At 64.2% G+C, this 20,699-nt stretch carries 16 protein-coding genes and 3 pseudogenes; 7 read left to right on the plus strand and 12 right to left on the minus strand.

Features of this window, described 5'->3' with window-relative positions:
• The 4 genes from AC5P67_RS17970 to moaA are packed head-to-tail and all read right to left on the minus strand — an operon-like array spanning position 1 to position 3,498.
• Entirely contained in the window at positions 1-261 is a 261-nt protein-coding gene (locus AC5P67_RS17970) for a MoaD/ThiS family protein (protein ID WP_019337814.1), read from the minus strand.
• Positions 261-1,514: a molybdopterin molybdotransferase MoeA gene (locus AC5P67_RS17975; RefSeq protein ID WP_062606550.1), complete on the minus strand. Its 1,254-nt coding sequence runs from the start codon at positions 1,512-1,514 to the stop codon at positions 261-263. The genes AC5P67_RS17970 and AC5P67_RS17975 overlap by 1 nt, the downstream gene beginning before the upstream one ends.
• The gene (gene moaCB / locus AC5P67_RS17980; RefSeq protein WP_043033279.1) at positions 1,514-2,509 is read right to left on the minus strand and encodes a bifunctional molybdenum cofactor biosynthesis protein MoaC/MoaB; all 996 of its coding nucleotides are present in this window, start codon (positions 2,507-2,509) and stop codon (positions 1,514-1,516) included. The genes AC5P67_RS17975 and moaCB overlap by 1 nt, the downstream gene beginning before the upstream one ends.
• An 8-nt stretch (positions 2,510-2,517) precedes the next feature.
• Complete coding sequence (gene moaA, locus AC5P67_RS17985; protein WP_062606552.1) at positions 2,518-3,498, minus strand: GTP 3',8-cyclase MoaA; 981 nt, start codon at positions 3,496-3,498, stop codon at positions 2,518-2,520.
• Positions 3,499-3,692: 194 nt separating this feature from the next.
• Here moaA and AC5P67_RS17990 point away from each other — a divergent pair, with 194 nt between their 5' ends.
• Positions 3,693-4,097, plus strand: a complete 405-nt coding sequence (locus AC5P67_RS17990) for a hypothetical protein (RefSeq protein ID WP_012480480.1) — start codon at positions 3,693-3,695, stop codon at positions 4,095-4,097.
• On the opposite strand, the gene AC5P67_RS17995 is transcribed toward AC5P67_RS17990, so the two are convergent.
• Entirely contained in the window at positions 4,091-4,420 is a 330-nt protein-coding gene (locus tag AC5P67_RS17995) for a hypothetical protein (RefSeq protein WP_005416862.1), read from the minus strand. The genes AC5P67_RS17990 and AC5P67_RS17995 overlap by 7 nt on opposite strands.
• A gap of 572 nt (positions 4,421-4,992) precedes the next feature.
• Here AC5P67_RS17995 and AC5P67_RS18000 point away from each other — a divergent pair.
• Positions 4,993-5,367 carry a hypothetical protein gene (locus tag AC5P67_RS18000; protein ID WP_044570359.1) on the plus strand — a complete coding sequence of 125 codons (375 nt, stop codon included), beginning with the start codon at positions 4,993-4,995 and terminating at the stop codon, positions 5,365-5,367.
• A gap of 45 nt (positions 5,368-5,412) precedes the next feature.
• Here AC5P67_RS18000 and AC5P67_RS18005 read toward each other — a convergent pair.
• The 6 genes and pseudogenes from AC5P67_RS18005 to AC5P67_RS18030 form a co-directional block, all read right to left on the minus strand.
• Positions 5,413-5,784, minus strand: a pseudogene (locus AC5P67_RS18005) (DUF6984 family protein); the annotation flags it as partial.
• Between the two features lie 479 nt (positions 5,785-6,263).
• A pseudogene (locus AC5P67_RS18010) lies at positions 6,264-6,604 on the minus strand (RHS repeat-associated core domain-containing protein); the annotation flags it as partial.
• A gap of 493 nt (positions 6,605-7,097) precedes the next feature.
• Positions 7,098-7,310 carry a hypothetical protein gene (locus AC5P67_RS18015; RefSeq protein ID WP_005409921.1) on the minus strand — a complete coding sequence of 71 codons (213 nt, stop codon included), beginning with the start codon at positions 7,308-7,310 and terminating at the stop codon, positions 7,098-7,100.
• Positions 7,311-7,720: 410 nt separating this feature from the next.
• Positions 7,721-8,051: pseudogene (locus AC5P67_RS18020) on the minus strand (RHS repeat-associated core domain-containing protein); the annotation flags it as partial.
• 975 nt (positions 8,052-9,026) lie between these two features.
• Entirely contained in the window at positions 9,027-9,242 is a 216-nt protein-coding gene (locus AC5P67_RS18025) for a hypothetical protein (RefSeq protein WP_044570362.1), read from the minus strand.
• A gap of 10 nt (positions 9,243-9,252) precedes the next feature.
• The gene (locus AC5P67_RS18030) at positions 9,253-13,992 is read right to left on the minus strand and encodes an RHS repeat-associated core domain-containing protein (protein ID WP_495215043.1); all 4,740 of its coding nucleotides are present in this window, start codon (positions 13,990-13,992) and stop codon (positions 9,253-9,255) included.
• 356 nt (positions 13,993-14,348) lie between these two features.
• Here AC5P67_RS18030 and AC5P67_RS18035 point away from each other — a divergent pair, with 356 nt between their 5' ends.
• Positions 14,349-15,170, plus strand: coding sequence for an alpha/beta fold hydrolase (locus tag AC5P67_RS18035; protein WP_099498042.1), 822 nt, complete (start codon positions 14,349-14,351; stop codon positions 15,168-15,170).
• Between the two features lie 35 nt (positions 15,171-15,205).
• Here AC5P67_RS18035 and AC5P67_RS18040 read toward each other — a convergent pair whose 3' ends face one another.
• Complete coding sequence (locus AC5P67_RS18040) at positions 15,206-16,000, minus strand: AraC family transcriptional regulator (RefSeq protein WP_033835087.1); 795 nt, start codon at positions 15,998-16,000, stop codon at positions 15,206-15,208.
• Positions 16,001-16,079: 79 nt separating this feature from the next.
• Here AC5P67_RS18040 and AC5P67_RS18045 point away from each other — a divergent pair, with 79 nt between their 5' ends.
• The 4 genes from AC5P67_RS18045 to AC5P67_RS18060 are packed head-to-tail and all read left to right on the plus strand — an operon-like array spanning position 16,080 to position 20,574.
• On the plus strand, positions 16,080-18,041 hold the full coding sequence (locus tag AC5P67_RS18045) for an FUSC family protein (RefSeq protein ID WP_241889032.1): 1,962 nt from the start codon (positions 16,080-16,082) through the stop codon (positions 18,039-18,041).
• Positions 18,042-18,045: 4 nt separating this feature from the next.
• Positions 18,046-18,255, plus strand: coding sequence for a DUF1656 domain-containing protein (locus AC5P67_RS18050; protein ID WP_005409927.1), 210 nt, complete (start codon positions 18,046-18,048; stop codon positions 18,253-18,255).
• Position 18,256: 1 nt separating this feature from the next.
• Positions 18,257-19,141 (plus strand): HlyD family secretion protein, encoded by an 885-nt coding sequence (locus AC5P67_RS18055; protein WP_111193483.1) that lies wholly within the window; start codon positions 18,257-18,259, stop codon positions 19,139-19,141.
• Positions 19,138-20,574, plus strand: a complete 1,437-nt coding sequence (locus AC5P67_RS18060) for an efflux transporter outer membrane subunit (RefSeq protein WP_111193484.1) — start codon at positions 19,138-19,140, stop codon at positions 20,572-20,574. Before AC5P67_RS18055 ends, AC5P67_RS18060 begins: the two co-directional genes overlap by 4 nt.
• Positions 20,575-20,699 lie beyond the last annotated feature (125 nt).

Here is a 20,699-nt window from a genome sequence, read left to right on the forward strand (position 1 = left end):
TCAGCCCCCGCTCACTGGTGGCAGGATCGCCACGCGGCCATCGTCGGGCAGCGCCTCGTGGTCGCGCAGCACGCGTTGCTGGTCGGCGAACGCCGAGTAGTCCAGCAGGCCGGCACGGAAACCCGGCCAACGCAGCGGCAGCAGCTCGCGCAGCGCCTGGCGCAGATCGGCCACGGTGCCACCGGCCACATCCACGGCGATCTCGCGGCTGGCATCCAGATCGGAAAACGCACCGAACAACTGCAGATTCACCTGTTTCATCATGACTCCTGGCTCACCAGCTGCACCGGTTCGTGGTGACCCCAGCCCTGCACGCGCACGTAGGTGCCAGCGCTGGCCAGGTCTCCCTCGGCCTCCAGCACCACCCAGGCGTTGGCCTGCAGCATGGACATCAAACGGAACGACTCCTGCCCGGACAGCACGCGCGCACTCAGGCGTCCCTGTCCGTCCATTTCCACCCGCGCACGCGCGTGGAAGCGCAGGCCCGGCGGCTTGCGCACGTCGGCCTGCAGCGGCAGCTGCAACATGAGCTCCGGCGCCAGCCCCAGCAGGCGGCGCAGTACCGGCTCAACGAAGAAGCGCTGGCCCACCGCAGCCGACACCGGGTTGCCGGGCAGGCCGAAATACAGCGCGCCATTGGGCAGCACCGCAAACAGCAGCGGCTTGCCGGGGCGGATCGCCACCTTGTGGAACACGATGCGCGCACCCCGGCCGCGCAGCGCGTCGGGAATGAAATCGTAGCGGCCGGCCGACACCGCGCCGGTGCTGATCAACAGCTGCGCACCCGCGTCCAGCGCTGCATCCAGTACCGCGTTGAACGCGGCCACGTCGTCGCCCACCGTGCCCTGCCAGACCACCTCGGCACCGGCGGCCTGCAGGCGGCCGACCAGGTACGGCCGGTTGCTGTCACGGATCTGACCGGATTCCAGCGTCTGCGCCGCCTCGGTCACCAGTTCCTTGCCGGTGGCGATCACCGCCGCCTTCGGCCGTGCCACCACCGCCACCTCGCCCACGCCGATGGCATGCAGCAGGGTGCGCGCGTTGATGTCCAGCAACTGCCCGGCCCGCAGCACGCGCTCGCCGTCGCTCACATCCTCGCCGCGCAGGCGCACGTTCTGGCCCGGCTTCACCGATGTCTTCAGGGCGATGCGGGCCGGGCGGCCGTCCTCGCTGGCGAGGATCTCCACATTCTCGACCGGCACCACCGTATCCAGCCCAACCGGCATGCGCGCACCGGTCATGATTTCCCAGGCACCCTCGCCGCCTTCGGCGCCAGCATCGCCGGCCGCCTGCCAACCCTGCACGGCAAATTCGGTACCGGCCTCGAACGCCGTGCCGTTGGCGCGCAGCGCGAAGCCGTCCATCGCCGAATTGTCGAACGGCGGCAGCGACTGCGCGCTGTGGATGTCACGGGCCAGCGTGCGGCCCGCGGCCTCATGCAGCGGCAGATGCTCGGCCGGCAGCGGCTTGGCCGCGTCCAGCAGGTGCTGCAAGGCATCGCTGTAGGCAATCATCAGTGGCCATCCCCCTCGACCATCGCCAGGGCATGGCCCAGTACCGGCGCCAGGATATCCAGGCACTGCGCCGCCGCCTTCGGGCTGCCGGGCAATGCGAACACCAGCATGTTGCCCAGCTGTACCACCTCGGCACGGCTCAGCCAGGCCATCGGCGTGTGCTGCGCACTCAGGGCCCGCACCATCTGCGCCAGGCCATGCACGGGCCGCGCGTTCAAGGAACGCAGCGCCTCCGGGGTCAGGTCACGCGGGCCCAGCCCGGTACCACCGGTACACAGGCACAGGCGCACGCCCTCGGCAGCCAAGGCCTGCAGGCGGCCCGCCAACGGCTCGATGCCATCGGGCAGCACTTCGGCGGCCACTACGTCGCCACCCAGCTTTCTCAGGCCGGTCACCAGGGTCGGGCCGGACACATCCTCATAAGTGCCTTCGCTGGCGCGATCGCTCAGCGTAATCACCGCGCAGGCCGCACCCTCCAACCCCTTAGGTGCACGTGGGTTGAAACGCACGCGCTCGGCCTCGTCCATGCCATCCGGGTGCAGCCAGACCCCGCGCTTGCCGCCTTCCTTGAACAGCAGGCGGATGCCTTCGATGCGCAGTGCCGGTTCCACTGGCTTGCTCAGGTCGTACAGGGTCAGCAACGCCGCGTTGACACCAGCCAGCGCCTCCATCTCGACGCCGGTGCGTGCCTCGCTGGCGCACTCGCACCACACGCGGATCGCCTGCCGCTCCGGCACCGGTGCGCAGAACACCTGCACCAGTTCCAGCGGCAGCGGATGGCACAGCGGCATCAGCATCGACGCCATCTTGGCGCCCTGCAGGCCGGCAATCTCGGCCATCACCAGCGCATCGCCTTTGGGCAGGCGGCGCTCGACGATCAGCGGATAGGCCACTGGACCGGCATGCAGCTCGCCCACCGCCACCGCACGGCGGCGGCTGATGCGCTTGTTACGGACATCGGCCATGTGGAAGGCCGCATTCAATTCCCCACTCATCGTGTTGCTCATCCTCCGATGGAGGCCAGGTGCGGGGTCAGCCCGGTCTGGCCCTGGTGCAGTCCATGCCCGGCCGCTTTCAGGCCAAGCTGTGTGGTGATGCGTGCCAGCAGCGCGTCGTGGTCCTCATCGCGCTGCAGCAGCGGGCGCAGCGGTACGCCGAACTCGCCGAACAGGCACAGCCGCAAGTCGCCCTTGGCGGTCACCCGCAGGCGGTTGCAGCCCTTGCAGAAGTCACGCGAATACGGGGCAATGATGCCGATGCTGCCGCGATGGTCGGGGTGGCCGAACTCGCGCGCCGGGCCGGCGTCGGCCGCGCGCGGCCGCTCGTGCCAGCCAGCGGCCAGCAGCTGCTCGATCACCACGTCGGCACGCAGGTGGTGGCGCTGGAAATAGGCTTCGTTGTCGCCGGTGCGCATCAGTTCGATGAAGCGCACGCTGAAGGGGCGGTCACGCAGGTAGTCCATCCACTGCGGCAGCTCGTCGTCGTTCAGGCCACGCAGCAGCACCGCGTTGAGCTTGATCGCCGGCAGGCCCAACGCCTGCGCCAGGGCCAGGCCCTGTTCGATCTCCGGCAGGCGGTCGTGCCCGGTGATGGTCTTGAAGCGTTCGCGCTGCAGGCTGTCCATGCTCACGTTCAGCGCAGTCAGGCCGGCCCGGTGCCACCCCGGCAGGCGCCGCGGCAGCAACGTGCCGTTGGTGGTGATGGCCACCTTGCGGATGCCCGGCACCGCCGCAACCGTGGCGATGATCTCGTCCAGGTCCTTGCGCAGGCTGGGCTCACCGCCGGTCAGGCGGATCTTGCTCATGCCCAGCGCCGCGAAGGCCCGCACCAGGCGGCCGATCTCATCCACCTGCAGGAAACGCGGGCGGCCGTCGGCCTGGTACCCGTCGGGCAGGCAGTAGCTGCACCGGAAGTTGCAGGCTTCGGTCAACGACAGGCGCAGGTACGGAAAGCTGCGTCCGAAACCGTCGGTGAGTTGGCTCATGGCTGGTCCACCTTGTTGCTCCACCGTCTTGCCTGTGCCCGGAACGGCCCGGATACCCTCGCCTGCTGGAACGATTGCCAGAGTACGCGGCCTTCAGTTCCATGGGCATGACTTAAATCAATCGCGTTCGGCCCCGCGCGGCAGGCGTTGTGGCAGCATGCGGCTTTCCGTGCAGCGGGCGTGTGACAACCCTCATGATGATGAACGATTTCCAGCAACTGCTGCATGCCGCCGGCGAGCAGGCTGAACCGCAACGCCTGCTGTTCGTATTCGTGCGCGCCGAGCTGCCCGAATCGCCCACCGGTGACCAGCGCGACCGGCATGACCGCCGCGAGGGCGGCACCCTGTCGCCGGTGCTGTGCGTGGACAAGCTGCCAGCCGAGGTGCCCAGCTTCCAGGCGCTGGCGACCGAATCGACCACCACCGGCATCGACTGGGACCTGGTGTTCGTGGCGGCGCTGGATGGCAGAGGCGGTTTCGCACCCAACAGCGACGAAGCCGCGCGCCCGCTGAAGCTGATGGTCAACGCCATCCATGACGGTCAGATCGGCCGCTTCGCCGCCTTCGACCGTGGCGGCGAGCCCGTTCAGTTCTATTGAGCCACCAGCTGCAGGGTCAGGAAGAAGATCACCAGCACGGTGTTCAGCCCCCAGGCCACGGTCAACCCGCGCGCGGCCACGCCCAGGTTGGGGTTGTGCGCGGTGGGCGCCGCCCGCCAGACCGCCGGGATGATCCAGCCGGTATAGAGCAGCAGCACGGCAAATACCCCCAACAGCAGCGTGGTGCGCTGGTTGGCCAGCGCCCACAGGGCTACCGCCCACAGAATGTTGCTGGGAATGACGCCCTGCAGCCAGAACACACTCCACAGGCGGGAACGGCCCTGGGTGTCGGGGGTGGGGTGCAGCGAAGCGGTCGCGGTCATAAGTCTCCTTCTGTTTAGGAAACGTGCTGAACAAGCCTGCGCTTGGTGGCTGGGAACGTCAACCCGAGTCGCACGTCACGCTTTGACGCTTGTAGAGGCGGGCCATGCTCGACTCAGGCCCTTCCCTTCAGAGCCTGTCGTCATCGCCCCTCCCCCCTTGTTCCCTAACGCCCCCCAACCTCGACACCTGTCGCAGATTGCACGGTGCGGGCGGACCGCCGCGCCAGCTAGCGCTGGCGGTGCTTAACAGCGTGGGAGAATGCCGAAAGCGTCTCCAATCGAGTGATGTTTGCAACTGTTCTGATTGGCATTGCACAGCGCCAGGGGCTCAGATGGCGTGCCACCGGAAAAGGGTGGCCGGGTTTCGAATCCCGAGTTGGTCCTGAGTGATTGCGCTTGCCAGTCGGCGTCCACATTCCGTGGCGCCGGCTGGCAATCCGTCTGCCGGCTATGGCGGGCGGTGCGTGGGGGCGTTCGCGCCCACCGGCTTGGGACCAACCCGGATTCGAACCACGTACCGCCCGCCACTTTTATGGGTGGCGGCTACCGATTGCCCTGCACGGAGCCTTGCCATGAACGAATCGGACTTCCCGCATCTGCACGCCTACCGCAGCACCGCCGGCGACGACGGCTCGCCACAGGCTGCGCCAACAGTGGACAGGAACACCTTCATTGCCAATCTCCACCGCATCGGCTCCGGTGCGGCGGCTGATGGGCAGCCGTGGCCGGAGCGGCATCAGCTGCCCGGCCGCTGCCTGGCCCTGGCAGATGCCGATTGCGCGTTGAGCGGATTGCGGGTGGTGCTGGAGATGCTGCTGGCGGCCGAACGCACCCGGCAGAATGGCGAACCCGAAGAGTACGTGGGCGACCGGGTGATGGAGGGGTTGGTCATGGCCTGCCAGTCGTTGTGCGCGCAGGCGGTGGGGCGCTTGCAGCCCGAAGGGTGAAGGCGATGCGCAACGCCCTTCAGCTTGGATCGCTTTCAGCAGGCGTCAGTACTCGCTGAAAGCGCTCCTCAGATCGACGCCGATGATCGGCGAGAAGTCCACCTTGCACAGCTCCAGCTCGAAGAGCTGATCGTGATTGTCCAGGCACAAGGTGACCCTCACCGGTACGCCGTCGGCATCGGCAAGCATGGCCGTGGCAATGTCGCTTCCGAAAACCTGGGTCGTGCTGGACAGGAACACCACGCCCCCGAATCCGACGACTTCCACGTTCTCCACCTGGACGCTGGTGGTGTTGCCCGCTGCGTCATGGCTGCGTACCTCGCCATCCACCGCAGCCAAGCGATGGCTGGTTGGGGGAAAGGTGTAGCTGGCGGTGCCTGCCGAAGTGGTCAGCGGGGTGCGATTACCGGTGGAGTCACAATTCTCAAGCCCCCTCCTCGAAGAGAGGGCCGAGAAGGCGCGCTACTCTTGTGATCTACCAGCCAAATGCTGCTTTCTCCTCAAGGCAACCAGAAAGAAGGCTGCCGCAGCCAGGAACGCGCCACACGCATCCCAGACTCGGTCAAGCCACAGCATCAAGGCCGAAAGTGCTAGCCAAATCCCAGAAAATGTAAGAAGCCACCCGCGTGTCAGTTTCATAGGGCTCACTGCAGAGTTTGAATTCCAGCCATAGCGCAGACTATAGCTGCTCCAACCTCATAGCTCGCCAGCGCTCCTCCTCCCACTGTTGCAACACCGGCAACAAAGGGCACTTCAACAAACAATATCAGAACGGATGCACTAGACACCGGCAAAGTCAACCATGTCGGAGGCTGAACGTAAGACATGCATGACTTGAAGTACTTGCCATATGTCTTTTGATGAATGGACGCATCAGAACCATTATCGTCTTCGCACAATCCCAGAGAATCGGACTGTGAAATAGGATTCCCACCAACATACGCAAAGCTTGCAATCCCCCAAAGTAGTCCAATGCGATCACTCTGCGAATACCGCCCCACTGCAGAGACGTATTCCGCTGATAGTTGTAGAACAACCCACTCGCATCCGTCGCCTGCTGGCCCGGGAAGCGCAACGCAAGCTCGAACGCCACACCATCCCCATCAGGATCGGCACTCGGAATCTGGTTGCCGAACACTTCGCTCTTGTTGCTCCAATCCCAGATCGCGACATCACGCACCGGGTCGCTGCAGGTAAACGATCTGCTGCCAGAGCGTGGTATTCCCTGCTGCGTTGGGGCTGCGCCCAGCGAGACAATTCGCTACCGTCCGCTGCCCCAGGAGCTGCCGCCGACCAATCGAGCCGTCTGAACAGACCACGTCTCCAGAAGATGCTGCGCTCCCGGTTCACCACCATTCTTCAGTACAGAATGAATCGCATCTAGTCTATTTTGAATAGCATTGGACATTGGCAACTTCAAAATCCTCTCACGCATTCCACGGAAAAAACTCTATCCACTTCCGCACCTGCAATCCTCTGACCTAGAGATATGTGCAGGTAGGGAAAATCATCATATGTGGGAATCACGAAGGTCCATAAGTAGATAGCAGACGGTGCAGGCGCTATCGCATACCCAGAGATCACATCTCGCGCATACAAGGCAATCAAGAAATTTCCAACGGCCCGCATTCCGCTTTTCTCGGCGTCCTTTTTCAAACACCGCAGATCAAACGCTCTCATGCTATGCCACGGACCTTCCTGGAGGGCTGAGGAGCTCCCTGTTTCATGTCTCACACATTGAGAATCCGCCGGATCACCGGAGAGTCGATCAGCAGGTTCTCGCCGAGCGCTTTCGCAAGATCCTGCAACTCGGCAGACCATCCCTCAACCTGCGGAAGCGCCACCCTGGTGAACAAGGTCCTCTTCCCATCTGCCCCCACCCGAAAAACAACCAATTCCTTTGCATCTTCATCAACACAGACGAGATGGTCATACGTATTCATTGTCAATTGTTCCATGTATTCAATGGCGGAATAGGGCTTCCGCTAAGACACGCAGCATATCTCTGCGTCGCCGACGCATGACAGACCGCACCAGCTCTTGCGCCACGCACCCTGGTGATTCCATTGCAGGTATCCGTGTCAGTCCGTAGCAGGGCCTCACAATCTTCTCCCTCCTCGTCCGAACACATCGCCTGACCGGCGATATTGCCCAGAAACCCGCCGACCACCGAACCTGCGGCACCGCCGAGAGCACTCCCGCCAGCCGCGCCGCCGATGGCGCAGACTGCTGCCCCTGGGCCTGATGGACTGCAAGCCGCCGCGCCGCTGATGCCTCCCACAGTGCCTCCTCCGTAGTAGCCCGCCGCACCGCCGCAAACCGCACCTCCAGCGGTGTAGGCCGCGACACACGCTCTCTTCTTTGCCAGCCCCTTCGGATCGGTAGCAATGATTGGATTCGAATCCACATAAGCGTAAGCGCTGATGCCCCCCCTTCAATCCAATAGCATCACTCTGCGAGTACCGCCCCGCCGCCGGGTCGTACTCGCGCTGATAGTTGTAGAACAACCCACTCGCATCCGTGGCCTGCTGCCCCGGGAAGCGCAGCGCCAGCTCGACTGCCACACCATCCCCGTCCGGGTCGGCACTCGGAATCTGGTTGCCAAACACTTCGCTCTTTCTGCTCCGCGCCCAAGCCGGGACATCGGGCGACCGAGCGATTGCCACGCGCGGTCCACCCGGATGACATCAAGTGAGCGCGACTTCGCCTTAGCTGACCTATTGCGCAGGCGCGCTGGCCCGATGCGTGAGCATCAGAGCGCCGACATCAAGGGAGGTCCGTACTGACGGAAACAGAGCCGTTTTCCCTCAGCCAGACGTTCACGTAGGTATCTGGGGGAGGTATCCGATTGATCGACGCCCCTGCAGGAAGGATCTCCCAGCTGGTGATCGAGCCGCAAACTGTTTTATGGATCAACCTGCGACTGTCCAACCCCCGTCTAGCCAGTTCGGTAACAACCACTTCGGGAGGCTGGCGATCAAAGCCTTTGAAGGCAGTGCAAGTCTTTCCAGTCTGACCCATGGGGTACGTTGAACTCTCAGCATCATCCCGGCACCCCAGCTGGCCCAGAACGAGCGAGAAGATGGCCAGTATCCGAATGCATCGCATTGCGTGTTGCTCCTTCCTTTACTGCCCTGCTGTAGGCCTTGTCTACTGCGGCGCCTCCGAGTCCTCCATCGCGCAGCCGAGTTGCGCAGATCATCCGCTCTTGATATGCGCGACACTCAAGCTCATTGGCCAGCTGCCGATGCCCGATCCCACCATATTCCCAGTCCTATGGGAATGCGCTTGCACCTTTAGGCCTACCCACGCAGGGCATTAGGCACCCTCTTTTCCAATAACGCCTTATGGTTTCGCTTCGGCGTCCTTTTTCAAACACCGCAGATCAAACGCTCTCATGCTATGCCACGGACCTTCCTGGAGGGCTGAGGAGCTCCATGTTTTCATGTTTCATATCTCACACATTAATAATCCGGCGGATCACCGGAGAGTCGACCAGCAGGTTCTCGCTGAGCGCTCTCGCAAGATCCTGCAATCGAACAGAGAACCATTCACACCCGACACCGGATCAAGACGAATTCCAGCTAGCTGCAAATCGTGAAGTGATACCCATACAATCTGCCGCAACCATACGTCGCGCGCGAGTCTCCAGGCGGAGCTTACCGATTGGCTTTCACTCCTTTAATAATAATTGCCATAAACATGCCGCAGATCAGGAGCGACCCCAGCGCCATAGGCAACATTACAAAATAATCGCCCCTCTCAAGGCGGCCAATCGCATACGCCTTCAATACAAGATAGGACGAGGACCTCAAGAAGATTAGCGCAAAGAACAACAAACCAAGCCAATTAAATATTTTCTTGCGCATATGCATATCATCTCCATTATTTGCAATTGCACCCGGACCCACCCGAAACATCCCTCACCGCCTTCATGGCATCCAGTGCATCCTTGTCAGTGGCTACGCGTTGCAACAGTTTCCGTGTGGCCTTAAGGTGACCGCTGAACGTCAAGCCAAACGACAACAGCTCTCCCGTCTTCGCGCCAACTGGCCCCAGCAACTCCCCGCCCACCTCGGCGTAGATGGATTCTCTTTCCTTTCCATCTTGAGCGGTTTGTATCGCTGACACTCCATCGTACGCCGTTGCTCCACCATTCACCATTACCAGGAATCCGGGGATTGCAACTTCGGGCTGCAGAGACAAAACACCGGCAATGGTGGCTCCTGCGCCATTCACAGCTTCCAAGCCTCCAAAGGTGAGGTCTGCCACACCGAACGTCATGCCTAAGTAGTCGACGCACTCGCAGGGACACAAACCAAGTGGATCTATCAAAGACGACGGGACGCCACCTGCGTATCCGTATGTGCTGATCCCGCCCCTGAGTCCAATGCGATCACTCTGCGAATACCGCCCCACCGCAGGGTCATACTCCCGCTGGTAGTTGTAGAACAGCCCACTCGCATCCGTGGCCTGCTGGCCTGGGAATCGCAGCGCCAGCTCGAACGCCACACCATCCCCATCCGGGTCGGCACTCGGCATCTGGTTGCCGAACACCTCGCTCTTGTTGCTCCACTCCCAGATTGCAACATTCCGCACCGGATCGATCACCACGCGCGGCGTACCCAGATGATCTGGTTGGACGTAGGCCAGCTCCGGCACGCCGGTAGCCGGCACATTAATCAGCGCCACCGGGTAGTTGTCCAGCCAGATGGCCTGCTGCTGCGCCAGCCCCGTGGCCGAGTAGTTGCCCAGCCACTGCCCTGCTTCGTCGTACAAGGTGATCTGCGCTGCGCCACCAGCCGGGGTACGCAGAACGCGTTCACCGCGGTGGTTGTAACCGTAGCTTTCCAGTACGGCATTGCCCTGCTTCACCGCGTTCATGCGGTTGGCATCGTTGTAGATGAACGTCTTGCCGCCGATGCTGGTGGTGTTGCCCACCGCGTCATGGTTGCGCGCTTCGCCGTCCACGGCGGTCAGCCGGTGGCTGGTTGCGGGGTAGGTGTAGCTGGCGGTGCCTGCCGAGGTGGTCAGCGCGGTGCGATTGCCGGTGGCGTCGTAGGCATAGGTTTCAATCGGCGTGCCGGTCGCGCCGTCCTGGGTCTGGGTCAGGCGGCCCAGCGTGTCGTAGGCGTACTTGGCCAGCACCGTCGAACCTGCGCCGTTCTTCAGCTCGGTGATCGAACCGACCGGGTCGTAGCCGTAGCCCAGCGACAGACCGCCCGCAGCCGGGTCGTGCACCGCCTGCGGGCGATAGTCCAAGTCCAGCGGACGCTGCAGCTGCCGCCCATTGCCATAGGCCCAGCCGGTGGCCGGGCCGAAGGCCGCGTAGGTCACGTTGTTCACCACGATCTGGCGTGCCTGGCCGGGCCGGGTCAGGCCGATCTGGCTGATGCGCCCCTGGCTATCGCGTACATAGTCGGCCACGCTGCCGTCGGGGTAGGTCAACGCAGTCAGACGGCCCGACTTGCTATAGGCGTAGCGCAGCGTGCTGGCGACACCATTGATCGTCTGCACTTTACGGGTGACCTGGCCGAAGCGGTCATGGCAATACTGGGCGCTTCCATTGGCGTGCAGCACCTGCCCCAGGCGCCCCTTGGCAAAACGCTCGTCGGCGGTACACGCAGCAGGCGCCACGTCATAGCTGTAGCCCACGTCCAGATTGGGGTCCGGGTAGGCGATACCGATCAGGCGGTTGAGTGCATCGTAGTGATAGGTGGCGGTGACGCCACGCGCATCGGTAGCCGTCTTGCGGTTGCCGGCGGCGTCCACGGCGAAGCTGCTGGCGCCACTGTCCTGGCTGACTTGCCCGGTCATATCACCGAAACCGTTGTAGGCGTAGGTGGTATGCAGGCCCTTCGGGTCGGTGACCTGGGTGACCTGGTCCAGCGCGTTGTACTGGCTGCGGATCTCCGCCGCCACGCCGCCGACATCCTGCAGGGTCTGCGCCAGTCGGTTGAGCGGATCGTACTGCTGGCTGGTCACGCGCTGCAGGGCGTCGGTCACGGTCTGCGGGTTGCCGTTGGCATCGTAGGCAAAGCCGGTAGCGTGATTGCCTGCGTCCTTCAGTGCGGTCAGCTGGCCGAGCGTGTTGAACGTCCGCGCCAAGGTGCGACGTAGCGTGCCGCCTGCATCGAGCGTGTCTTCCTTGAGGCGATTGCCGGCGTTGTCCAGCATGTAGTGAATCGTGTTGCCCGCGTTGTCCTCGATGTCGGTCAAGCGCAGCGCAGCATCGTAGAAGTAGGACACGCTGCTGCCATTCGGCTCGGTGATTTTCTGCACCTGGCCGGTTGGCCAGTAGCTCAGCTGGGTGACCCGATCCTCGGCCGTGGTCGCGCCGCGCACGGTGATGGAGGTCGGCCAGCCGCGGGGATGGTAGGTGTAATCAGTCACCACGCCGTTGGCGTCCTTGACCGACAACGGCCGCCCGAACGCGTCGTAAGCCAGAGTCTCGGCCGTCTGGCCCAGCGCATTGGTCACGCTGCGCAGGTCGCCCTTGCGATAGCTGCAGGCACCTCCGGTCGCGCACCCTGCATCATCCGCCGAGTAATAGGCATAGGTAACGGCATCGGCCACATCCGTGCGCGGGCCATCCACACTCTTCAGCAGCCCCTCCACCGGGCAGCTGCCTGCCACTGCCACATCAGCGGCTTCGCAGTACGTATAGCTGGTGATGCGCGTCTGACCGGACGCGATGTCGGTCACCGTGTTGGTTGTCGGCTGGCGCCGGCCATTGAAGGACGTTCGGGTTTCACGATTGCCGATCCGGGTGGTCAGTACCGCATTGGTTTCAACGTCGCGCGCCGTGGTCACCACACGCTGCTCGGGCAAGCCGACCGCTTCGGTCACGGTATGGATGCTGACGGCACGGCCGCTCACCGCATCAGTACCCTGCGCATAGGTGTGCTTGGTCTGGATACCGCGACGATCAGTGTAGGTATCCAGGCGCCGACGGAAGTCGACACTCTGGTCGTAGTAGGTCCGGCTGACGGTTCCCTGCGAATCACTCAGGCCGGTCACCTTGCGCGACGGAGCGGTGTCGCCCCCGGGTGTCAGGGTGTAGTCGGTCTGCCGCCCCAGCGCGTCGGTCACCAACGCACCACCATTGGGGCTGTAGGCCAGTGTCACGCCATCGGCACCGCCGGCATGTTGACTGGAGATCACACGACCGATGGAATCGTAGGTAAAGGTGCTGTAGCGGCGACCGTCCTCAGCGGTGATGCCGGTCAGGTGCTGGGGGAAGTCCTGGTTCTCGTAGTGATATGTCCGCACACCACCACCCGCACAGGTCACCGTGGCGACCTGGTTCTGCGGCGTGTAGGTATAGGTGGCGAGCGCAACGCCTTCGACCAGCACCGAACTGATCAACGCCTCATAGTCGTTGGACTGGTAAACGAACTCCAGTGTGCGGCCACTGCTGTGGGTGACCGCCGCAAGGCGGTCGCTGTCGTCGTAGATGTAGGCCAGCGACGTGCCATCCGGGAAGCGCTTGGCGGCAAGACGCCCGTCCGCGCCGAAGGTAGAGATGGAATCCGCCGAGTACAGTGTCCAGTTGCCGTTCTGGACCAGACGGTCACCACTGTCGTCGTCCGCCTCATAGGCTTGGCCGATCTTCTTGAATGCACGCTGGAAACCGGTGCTTTCAATGATGCCCACACTGTCAACGCCATCCAGTGCCAGGTGGGCGCCCAGCGAATGGGTCCAGCCATAGCCGAAGCCACCGGATGAGGTGGAGATGCCGGAGTGATAGAAGCGCGTCAGCGCGATCCAGCCCAGATCAAAGTCCTGCGCGATCTCATACTTCTCGCCCGTTTTAACATCACATGGGTTGCCGACATTGCCGTCGCAGGTACCGCCGTTGGAGGCCGGGTCCTTGTCGGGAATCGGACTCATGTTCGCCGCTGTATCGTTGCGGGGCATGGGGCAGCTACCGTTGCCGCCGTCCTTGTCGCACTTCTGCGACTTCGAGGTGATGGTCGCAACGAATTCCTCGTTGACGCAGGCGTTGTGCTTGTTGGACCACTGCGTAAGTGGAACAGGGCAATCAAGCCGGCGTTTGCGGCCGAAGGCCATCTGGCTCACGTAGGGAGCGCAGGGCGATTCGGCCGTGTTCTCCCCGATCATATCGGTGATTTGATAGAACCTGGACTCGACTACGCCTTCCATTTCGGGCACGCCGGAGAACCAGTCACCCTGTGGTGTAACAGCAGCACCCGGACACACAGGGTTACTTGCCTGGACTTCAGCGAGATAACTCGCGACCATCGCCTCTTCGGTCGAAAACTCCGCTGTACTCAGATAGGTCCAGTCTGGATCGGAGGGTTGTGCCTTCCCCATCCAGTAGGTGATCGACGTATTTCCGTTCAAGTCCACGACTTTCGACTTGATCTTGTCGACAGACTGCCAACCGAACTGGAACTCCGGCGGGAACGGACTCGGTGCGGGCAGGCTCTTGATCGCCTGCACCGCCTGCTGCTGGGTCTTGTACTGCGTCGAATTGCCGCCGGGCTGCGAAATACGCCAGGTGATCTTGCTTTCCTGCGCCTGTACAACAGCCGGCGCAATGCAGCCAACGGCAACGATCGCCAGCACGGCACACAAAATGGTCTTCAGTCGTTCCAACATCCCTGTTCTCCTTCCTGGACGAACACAGCGCCGGCGGGAACGAGAACGCGGAGCTGTGCCCCGCGTCATGCTTCGGATCGTCCCTGGTCCGGAATGCGGCAGTGCCACATGCCGCCTTTATCGTTGAGGACGCTTGCACGTTCAAGTGTGGAGCCGCGTAACCGATCACAGATTCAAGCATCCAACGCCATTCAGCGGTCTACGCCCCGTCCCCATGACTTTCTGCACAGGGAGTCGGTGTTATACCTCACTACATTACCAACACGACCTGTCGCGAGGTCGGCAGGCTGTGGCACTCCGCTGCAGACCTGACCCATCGGAAGGGCTGGCACGCGTCACGGCCCAGGGGAATGGCAATGAAGAGCAGCCGAGTGACGTTGTGGGCGCTGGCCGCCATGATGGCCGCAGTGGGCACCGCGCACGCAGGGGAAATCCAGGTGGATCGAGGCGCTTACACACTGCAGGCCGAAGAGATGGGGGCCGGCCCGATCACCGTGGTCTTTGAATCCGGTTTCGGGCAGGGCGCGGGGGCCTGGAAGGAGGTGGTTGCCGGTCTGGGGCGCGACTACCACAGCATCACCTACGCCCGTGCGGGACTCGGCAAGTCCGGCAGCGACGGTCATCCCAAGCGCATCGATGCGCATCTGGCCGACCTCACGGCCGTGATCGATACGCTCGCTCCCGGTCGCCGCGTTGTGCTGGTGGGTCACTCCTATGGCGGCCTGCTGGCCACGGAGTTTGCACGCCGCCATCCGGAGCGCCTGCAGGGCCTGGTGCTGGTGGACCCGGCCACGATGGGGCAGCGCCATGCGTTCAAGCAGGCCGACAGTGCCCGCGTGCAGGCAGATGATGCCCAGCTGCGGGCGATGCTGCCGCCAGCCATGGCCGCCGACTACGCCGTGCTGACCGAACAGCTGGATGCACCCGGTGCGGAAACCCCGCGCACGATGCCGGACGTGCCGGTAGCGCTGCTGACTGCAACCCAGCTGGCTGCCGAACCGCTGTTCTTCGAGGAAACCGCAGCGGGCAAGGCGCTCTGGAAAGCACAGCACGCCCTGCTCTTCTCGGGATTCACGCGCGGCTCGCACCGCTACCTGGCAACCGGCCACACCCTCCAGCGCGAGGAACCCGCTGCGGTGGTGGCAGCGATTCAATCGGTCTCCGGCACCTCGAAGTAGCTGTTCCAGGCAGGGGCTTCCCGGGCTGTCCCCGGCTACTGCCCACGCAGGCGCACCGCAAAGTACCGCGCCGGGGAAAGGCCAAGCGCTTTCTTGAACATCGTGATGAAGGCCGTCACCGACTCATAGCCCAGCGTCTCGGAAACGCGTTGTACGGGTGCACCGGCGGCGAGTTCCCGAATGGCGATGAGCAGGTGCAGTTGCTGCCGCCAGCGCCCGAAGGACAATCCCGTTTCCCGTTCGATGAGGCGGGTCAACGTGCGCTCGCCCAGGGCCAGGCGCACGGCCCACTGGCCGATGGTGCTGCGGTCTGACGGATCCGCCGACAGCGCCGCCGCCAGCGCACGCACCTTCGGGTGATGGCTGACCGGCAGCGACAGATGCTCGGCCGGCATCTGTACCAGCTCGTCCAGCAACACCCGCGCCAGCCGGTCGGTGTGGCTGCCATGCGGATAGTCCAGCGGCGCGTCGGCCAGATGCAGGATCATCTCGCGCAGCATCGGCGAGATGGCCAGCGTCACGCACTGCGCCGGCAGGTCGACGATGCCGGGCTCGACGAACAGGTAGCACAGGCGCGCGTTGGCGGTGGCGCGGTTGCTGTGCGGCATGCCGCCCGGAATCCAGACGCCACACTGGGGCGGCACGATCCACAGCGCATTGGCCACTTCGCAGGTCACCGCCCCATGCAGCGCAAGAATGAGCTGACCCTTTCGATGCTCATGCACCGGAATTTCCGCGTCGTGCTCGGCCACCTGAAGGCGGCTGGCAACCGCCGGGCGATCGGTCTCGTCCGGGTCCAGGTCAAAGCCGGGGAGCGAAATGCGAGCCATTCTCACGTTGACCGGTTTTAGCGATTGATTGTCATTGTAGCGAAATTCGCCAGTGCGGCCGGTCACTAGCATGAGCTGCATGCACTCCCCCACCCCGCTCCGCCCCCACCTGCTCCAGGCATTTGCCCGGTTTAAAAGCCCTGCCCTCAGGACCGACCAGGAGGCGGTGCTGTTCTCGCTCAAATGCCTGCTCGCCGCGTCGTTGGGGCTGTATGTCTCTCTGCGGATCGGCCTGAACCGCCCGTTCTGGGTGGTCGGCACGGTCTATCTGGTGTCGCAGCCCCTTTCCGGGGCAACACTCAGCCGCGGCCTGTTCCGCCTGCTCGGTACCGTGGGCGGGGCCGTCGCCACCGTCGCGCTGGTGCCACGTTTCGCCAATGCACCCTTGGTGCTGAGCGCCGCACTCGCCACGTGGATGGCGCTGTGCCTGTACCTGGCGATGCTCGACCGCACGCCACGTGCGTACGCGTTCCTGCTGGCCGGCTATACCACCAGCCTGATCGGGTTTCCTGCGGTGATGGTGCCGGGAGAGGTGTTCACCATTGCCATCACGCGGGTGCAGGAAATCGCCATCGGCATCCTGGCCGCCACGCTGGTACATGGGTTGGTGCTGCCGCGCCGGGTTTCGATGCGCGTGCACGTACGGGTTGCTGCCGTGCTGGACGATGCGGAACGATGGACACGCGACATGCGCGCCAGTGCATCGGACACGGTGCTGGCGACGGACCGCTCGAAAGTGGCCGCCGACCTGCTCGAGCTGCATGTGCTGTCGATCCACCTGCCCTTCGACAGCGCCCACGGCGTGGCCCAGGTGCAGATCCTGCGTGCCCTGCATGACCGGATGCTGGACGTACTGATGCTGTCCAGCGCGGTGGAAGATTCCATCGCTCGGCTGCGTTCACCGCAGGCCGGCACAATGGATGCAAGCGGCTGGCGCGATCTGCTGCAGGCCAGCCTCGCCGCGCAACAGGCCGAGCTCGACCTTGCCCACGCCGATTGCCGCGTACTGCAGGCGGAGCTGCACACTGCCCGGCCCGCTTGGCGCCGGCATGTGCCTGACCGTCTTGCGCGGAATGTGCAGGGCGCAGTGATTCACCGGGATCACAGGAACGCCGCGCGCAGCGCACTGGGGGCGTTCGTAGGCATCCTGCTGAGCTGCGTTCTGTGGGTCGTTACCGGCTGGTCGGAGGGCGCCACGGCGGTGTCCATCATCGGCACGGCGTGCGTGCTGTTCGGCACGATCGAAGCGCCTGCGCCGCATGTCATGCGCTATCTGGTGGGATCGTGCATCGGCGTTGCCGTCGGCCTGCTCTACGGTCTGCTGATCTTCCCCGCGCTGTCCGATTTCGTCGGCCTGATGGCCGCGCTCGCGCCGGTGCTGCTGCTGTGCGGATCGTTCCTGGCCCGGCCGCCCTTCATCATGGCCGCCCTGGGCGTGGTGCTGACCTTCCCGCTCATCGCAGGTCTGGGTGCGACCAATACGGTCAACATCGTCGGCGCACTCAACAACAGCGTTGCGTTGTTCGTCGGTACGGCAATGGCACTGTGCAGCATGCAGTTGTTCCAGACCGCCGATGCGGGCCGCAACCGCACGCGGTTGGAGGGTTCCATCCGTCGGGATATCGCACGACACGCCGCCGGACAAGGTGATGTGACCCGCGCGTGGCTTAGCCGAATGCTGGATCGAATCGGGCTGCTCGCTCCCAGGTTGCAGGGCCGTTCGAGCGCCGCGCACGACCTGCGGGCATTCTTTGCGGACGTGCGCGCGGTACGTGCATCCAGCCAACTCCGCGCACTGGACAAGTGCCAGGACAACCCGCAGGTCCGGGTGCTTCATGCGGCGCTGATCGAACGCATCGCCGCACATTTCAGGATCCGCGGCCATGCGCCACGCAGTGTCGACATCCATCTTCTGGAACTGCTCGACCGCATGCGCGAGGCCGCGACGGCCAGCAGCGGGGCTGATCAGAGGCATCTGTCGCACCTGCTCTGCGGGTTGCGCCGCGACCTGCTGGCATCCCCGCTCACCCATCGGCACTGACCACATGCTCTCTGATCTTTCCATTGATGGCGTGCTCATTCCCGGCCTGCTCGCCGTGGCCGCCGCCGCGCTGGTGCTGTCGATGCTGACCTCACGCCTGCTCGCCAGCCTCGGCCTGTACCGGTTGTTCGCCGCGCGGCCCTTGGTGGGCCTGTCCCTGTTCGTGATCCTGGCGGAGCTGATGATCCGGCTCTCGCCCCTGCTCGAGAAATGAAATGAAACACCTGCTTGCCGTCATCGGGCGCTGGAGCGCTACGCTGGTTGTATTCGCGATTGCTGTCGTCGCCGCACTGTCCCTCTGGAAGCGTTACGAAATGCGCCCATGGACGCGGGATGGGCGGGTGCGCGCCGATGTGGTGCGCGTTGCATCGGACATGGGGGGGCTGGTCACCCAGGTGCTGGTGCACGACAACCAGCGGGTCAGCGCCGGAGAGTTGCTGCTGGTGCTGGATCAACCGCGCTTCGCTGCCGCGCTTGAGAAGGCCGACGCAGCGGTCAGCAGCGCTCGCGCCACGCTGGCGCTGGCCCGCCGCGAATCGACACGGGACAACGCACTTGGCAACCTGGTCGCCTCGGAAACGCGCGAACGCAATGCCGCCAAGGTCGATACCGAGCTGGCTGCCCTGGCGCAGGCACGGGCCGAACAGCGCGTTGCCCAGCTCAATGTCCAACGCACCGAAGTGCGCGCAACCACCGATGGCATCGTCACCAACCTGGACCTGCATGCGGGCGACTACCTGCAACCCGGTGCGCAGGCGCTGGCGCTGATCGACACCCGCAGCCTGCGTATCGAGGGCTACTTCGAGGAAACCAAACTGGCCTGCATCACCGAGGGCGATGCCGCGGTGGCGCGGCTGATGGGCGACACCCGCGATGTCCGCGGACACGTTGACAGCATCGCCGCCGGCATTGCCGACGATCAGCGCTCAAGCACGCACAACCTGCTGCCCGCCGTGGCGCCGACCTATACCTGGGTGAGGCTGGCACAGCGCATCCCGGTACGCATCCGTATCGATGATGCGCCGCCGGATACCCGGCTGATCGTAGGTCGCACTGCGAGTGTGACCATCACCCCCTCGGCGCAGGGAGCCTGCAAGTGAGCGTGCGGACAGTACGTGGCGGGCTGCTTGCCCTGCTGCTGCCGATGACGGCCTGCGTGTCCGGCCCCGACTATCACCTGCCGGCGAGCGCTGTCGCAGCCTCCCCACGGGCGGCGCGGGCGTTCGTCTCGGGCAAGGAGGCATCGTTCAGCCACGACGCGCCACCGGATCGATGGTGGCAACTGTATGGCGACCCCCAGCTTGACGCCTACGTACGCGAAGCACTGGCGGCCAATACCGACCTGCGCGCCGCCGATGCCAACCTTCGGCGCGCCAGCGCGACCGTGCTGGAGTACCGCGCGCGCGGTGCCGTGCAAGGGGACGTGGATGCATCGGGCACGCTCACCCATGCCGGTGGCTACACCCAGGCGTCGGCCGCACCGCAATCCTATGCGCTGGGCCTCCACCTCTCCTATCCGCTGGATCTCGCAGGTGGCATCCGCCGCGGCATCGAAGCCGCCAACGCGGACACGGAGGCGATTGCTGCGGCACGCGACCAGGTCCGCGTGGCCGTCGCTGCGGCCGTCACCCGTGCCTATCTCCAGGTGTGCACAAGCAATCACACGCTCACTGCAACCCGGCAAGTGCTGGCAATACAGCGCGCCACGCTGGAGGCAACCCGACGGCTGGCTGCAGGTGGGCGCGGAACGGACTTCGATGTCAGCCGTGCCGGTGCCGCCGTCAACCGCAGCGCGGCGGCGATACCGCGCCTGCTGGCCGAACGCCAGGCCGCACTGTTCGAACTGGCCGCATTGATGGGCAGGCTCCCGGCAGACTATCCCAGGGAGGCCGAAGCATGCCCGCAGCCCCCTGAGCTGGAGCAGGCGCTACCGGTCGGTGACGGCTGGCAACTGCTCCAGCGGCGCCCTGACATACGCGCAGCCGAACGCAGGCTGGCCGCCGCAACTGCAATGATCGGCGCTGAGACGGCGGGTCTCTATCCGCAGATCACCCTGGGCGCCTCTTCGGGCGTGGCCGGCACACCGGCGCATCTGCTGTCGGCTGACGGCTTCGGTGCGAGCATCGGCCCCGTGCTGTCATGGCACTGGCCCAACCGCCGCGCGGCCAAGGCCCGCATCGCAGCGGCCGGTGCCAATGCAGATTCAGTTCTCGCGTCCTTTGACGGCATCGTGCTGCAGGCATTGCGCCAGACCGAGACCGCGCTTTCTGCCTGCACACAGGAGCTCGAACGCGAGCACAGCCTGGCGCAGGCGCGGATGGACGCAGCGCGGGCCGCCGGGCAGGCACAGCAACTCTACCGTTTCGGCAGGATCGATTTTCTCGACGTGCTTTCGGCCCAGGCCGCGCTGGCAGATGCGGAGTCCGCATTGGCTGCATCGCGCGCGGAGCGCATTGACCGGCAAATGGATCTTTTTCTGTCGTTGGGCGGAGGCTGGGCCGCAACGGACTCGGCCCCGGGCGCGGTCCAATGATCCGCTGCCTGGCGACGACTGCAGGCCGCGCCGTCCGTTCAGAAAAGCACCGCCTACACCCGCATTCATTCACATGGATTGCCCTATATTCCCGCCACAGCGCCGCATGCTGCGGCCATGACGGA

It is taken from the genome of Stenotrophomonas sp. YJH_SMC_21, assembly GCF_059369555.1.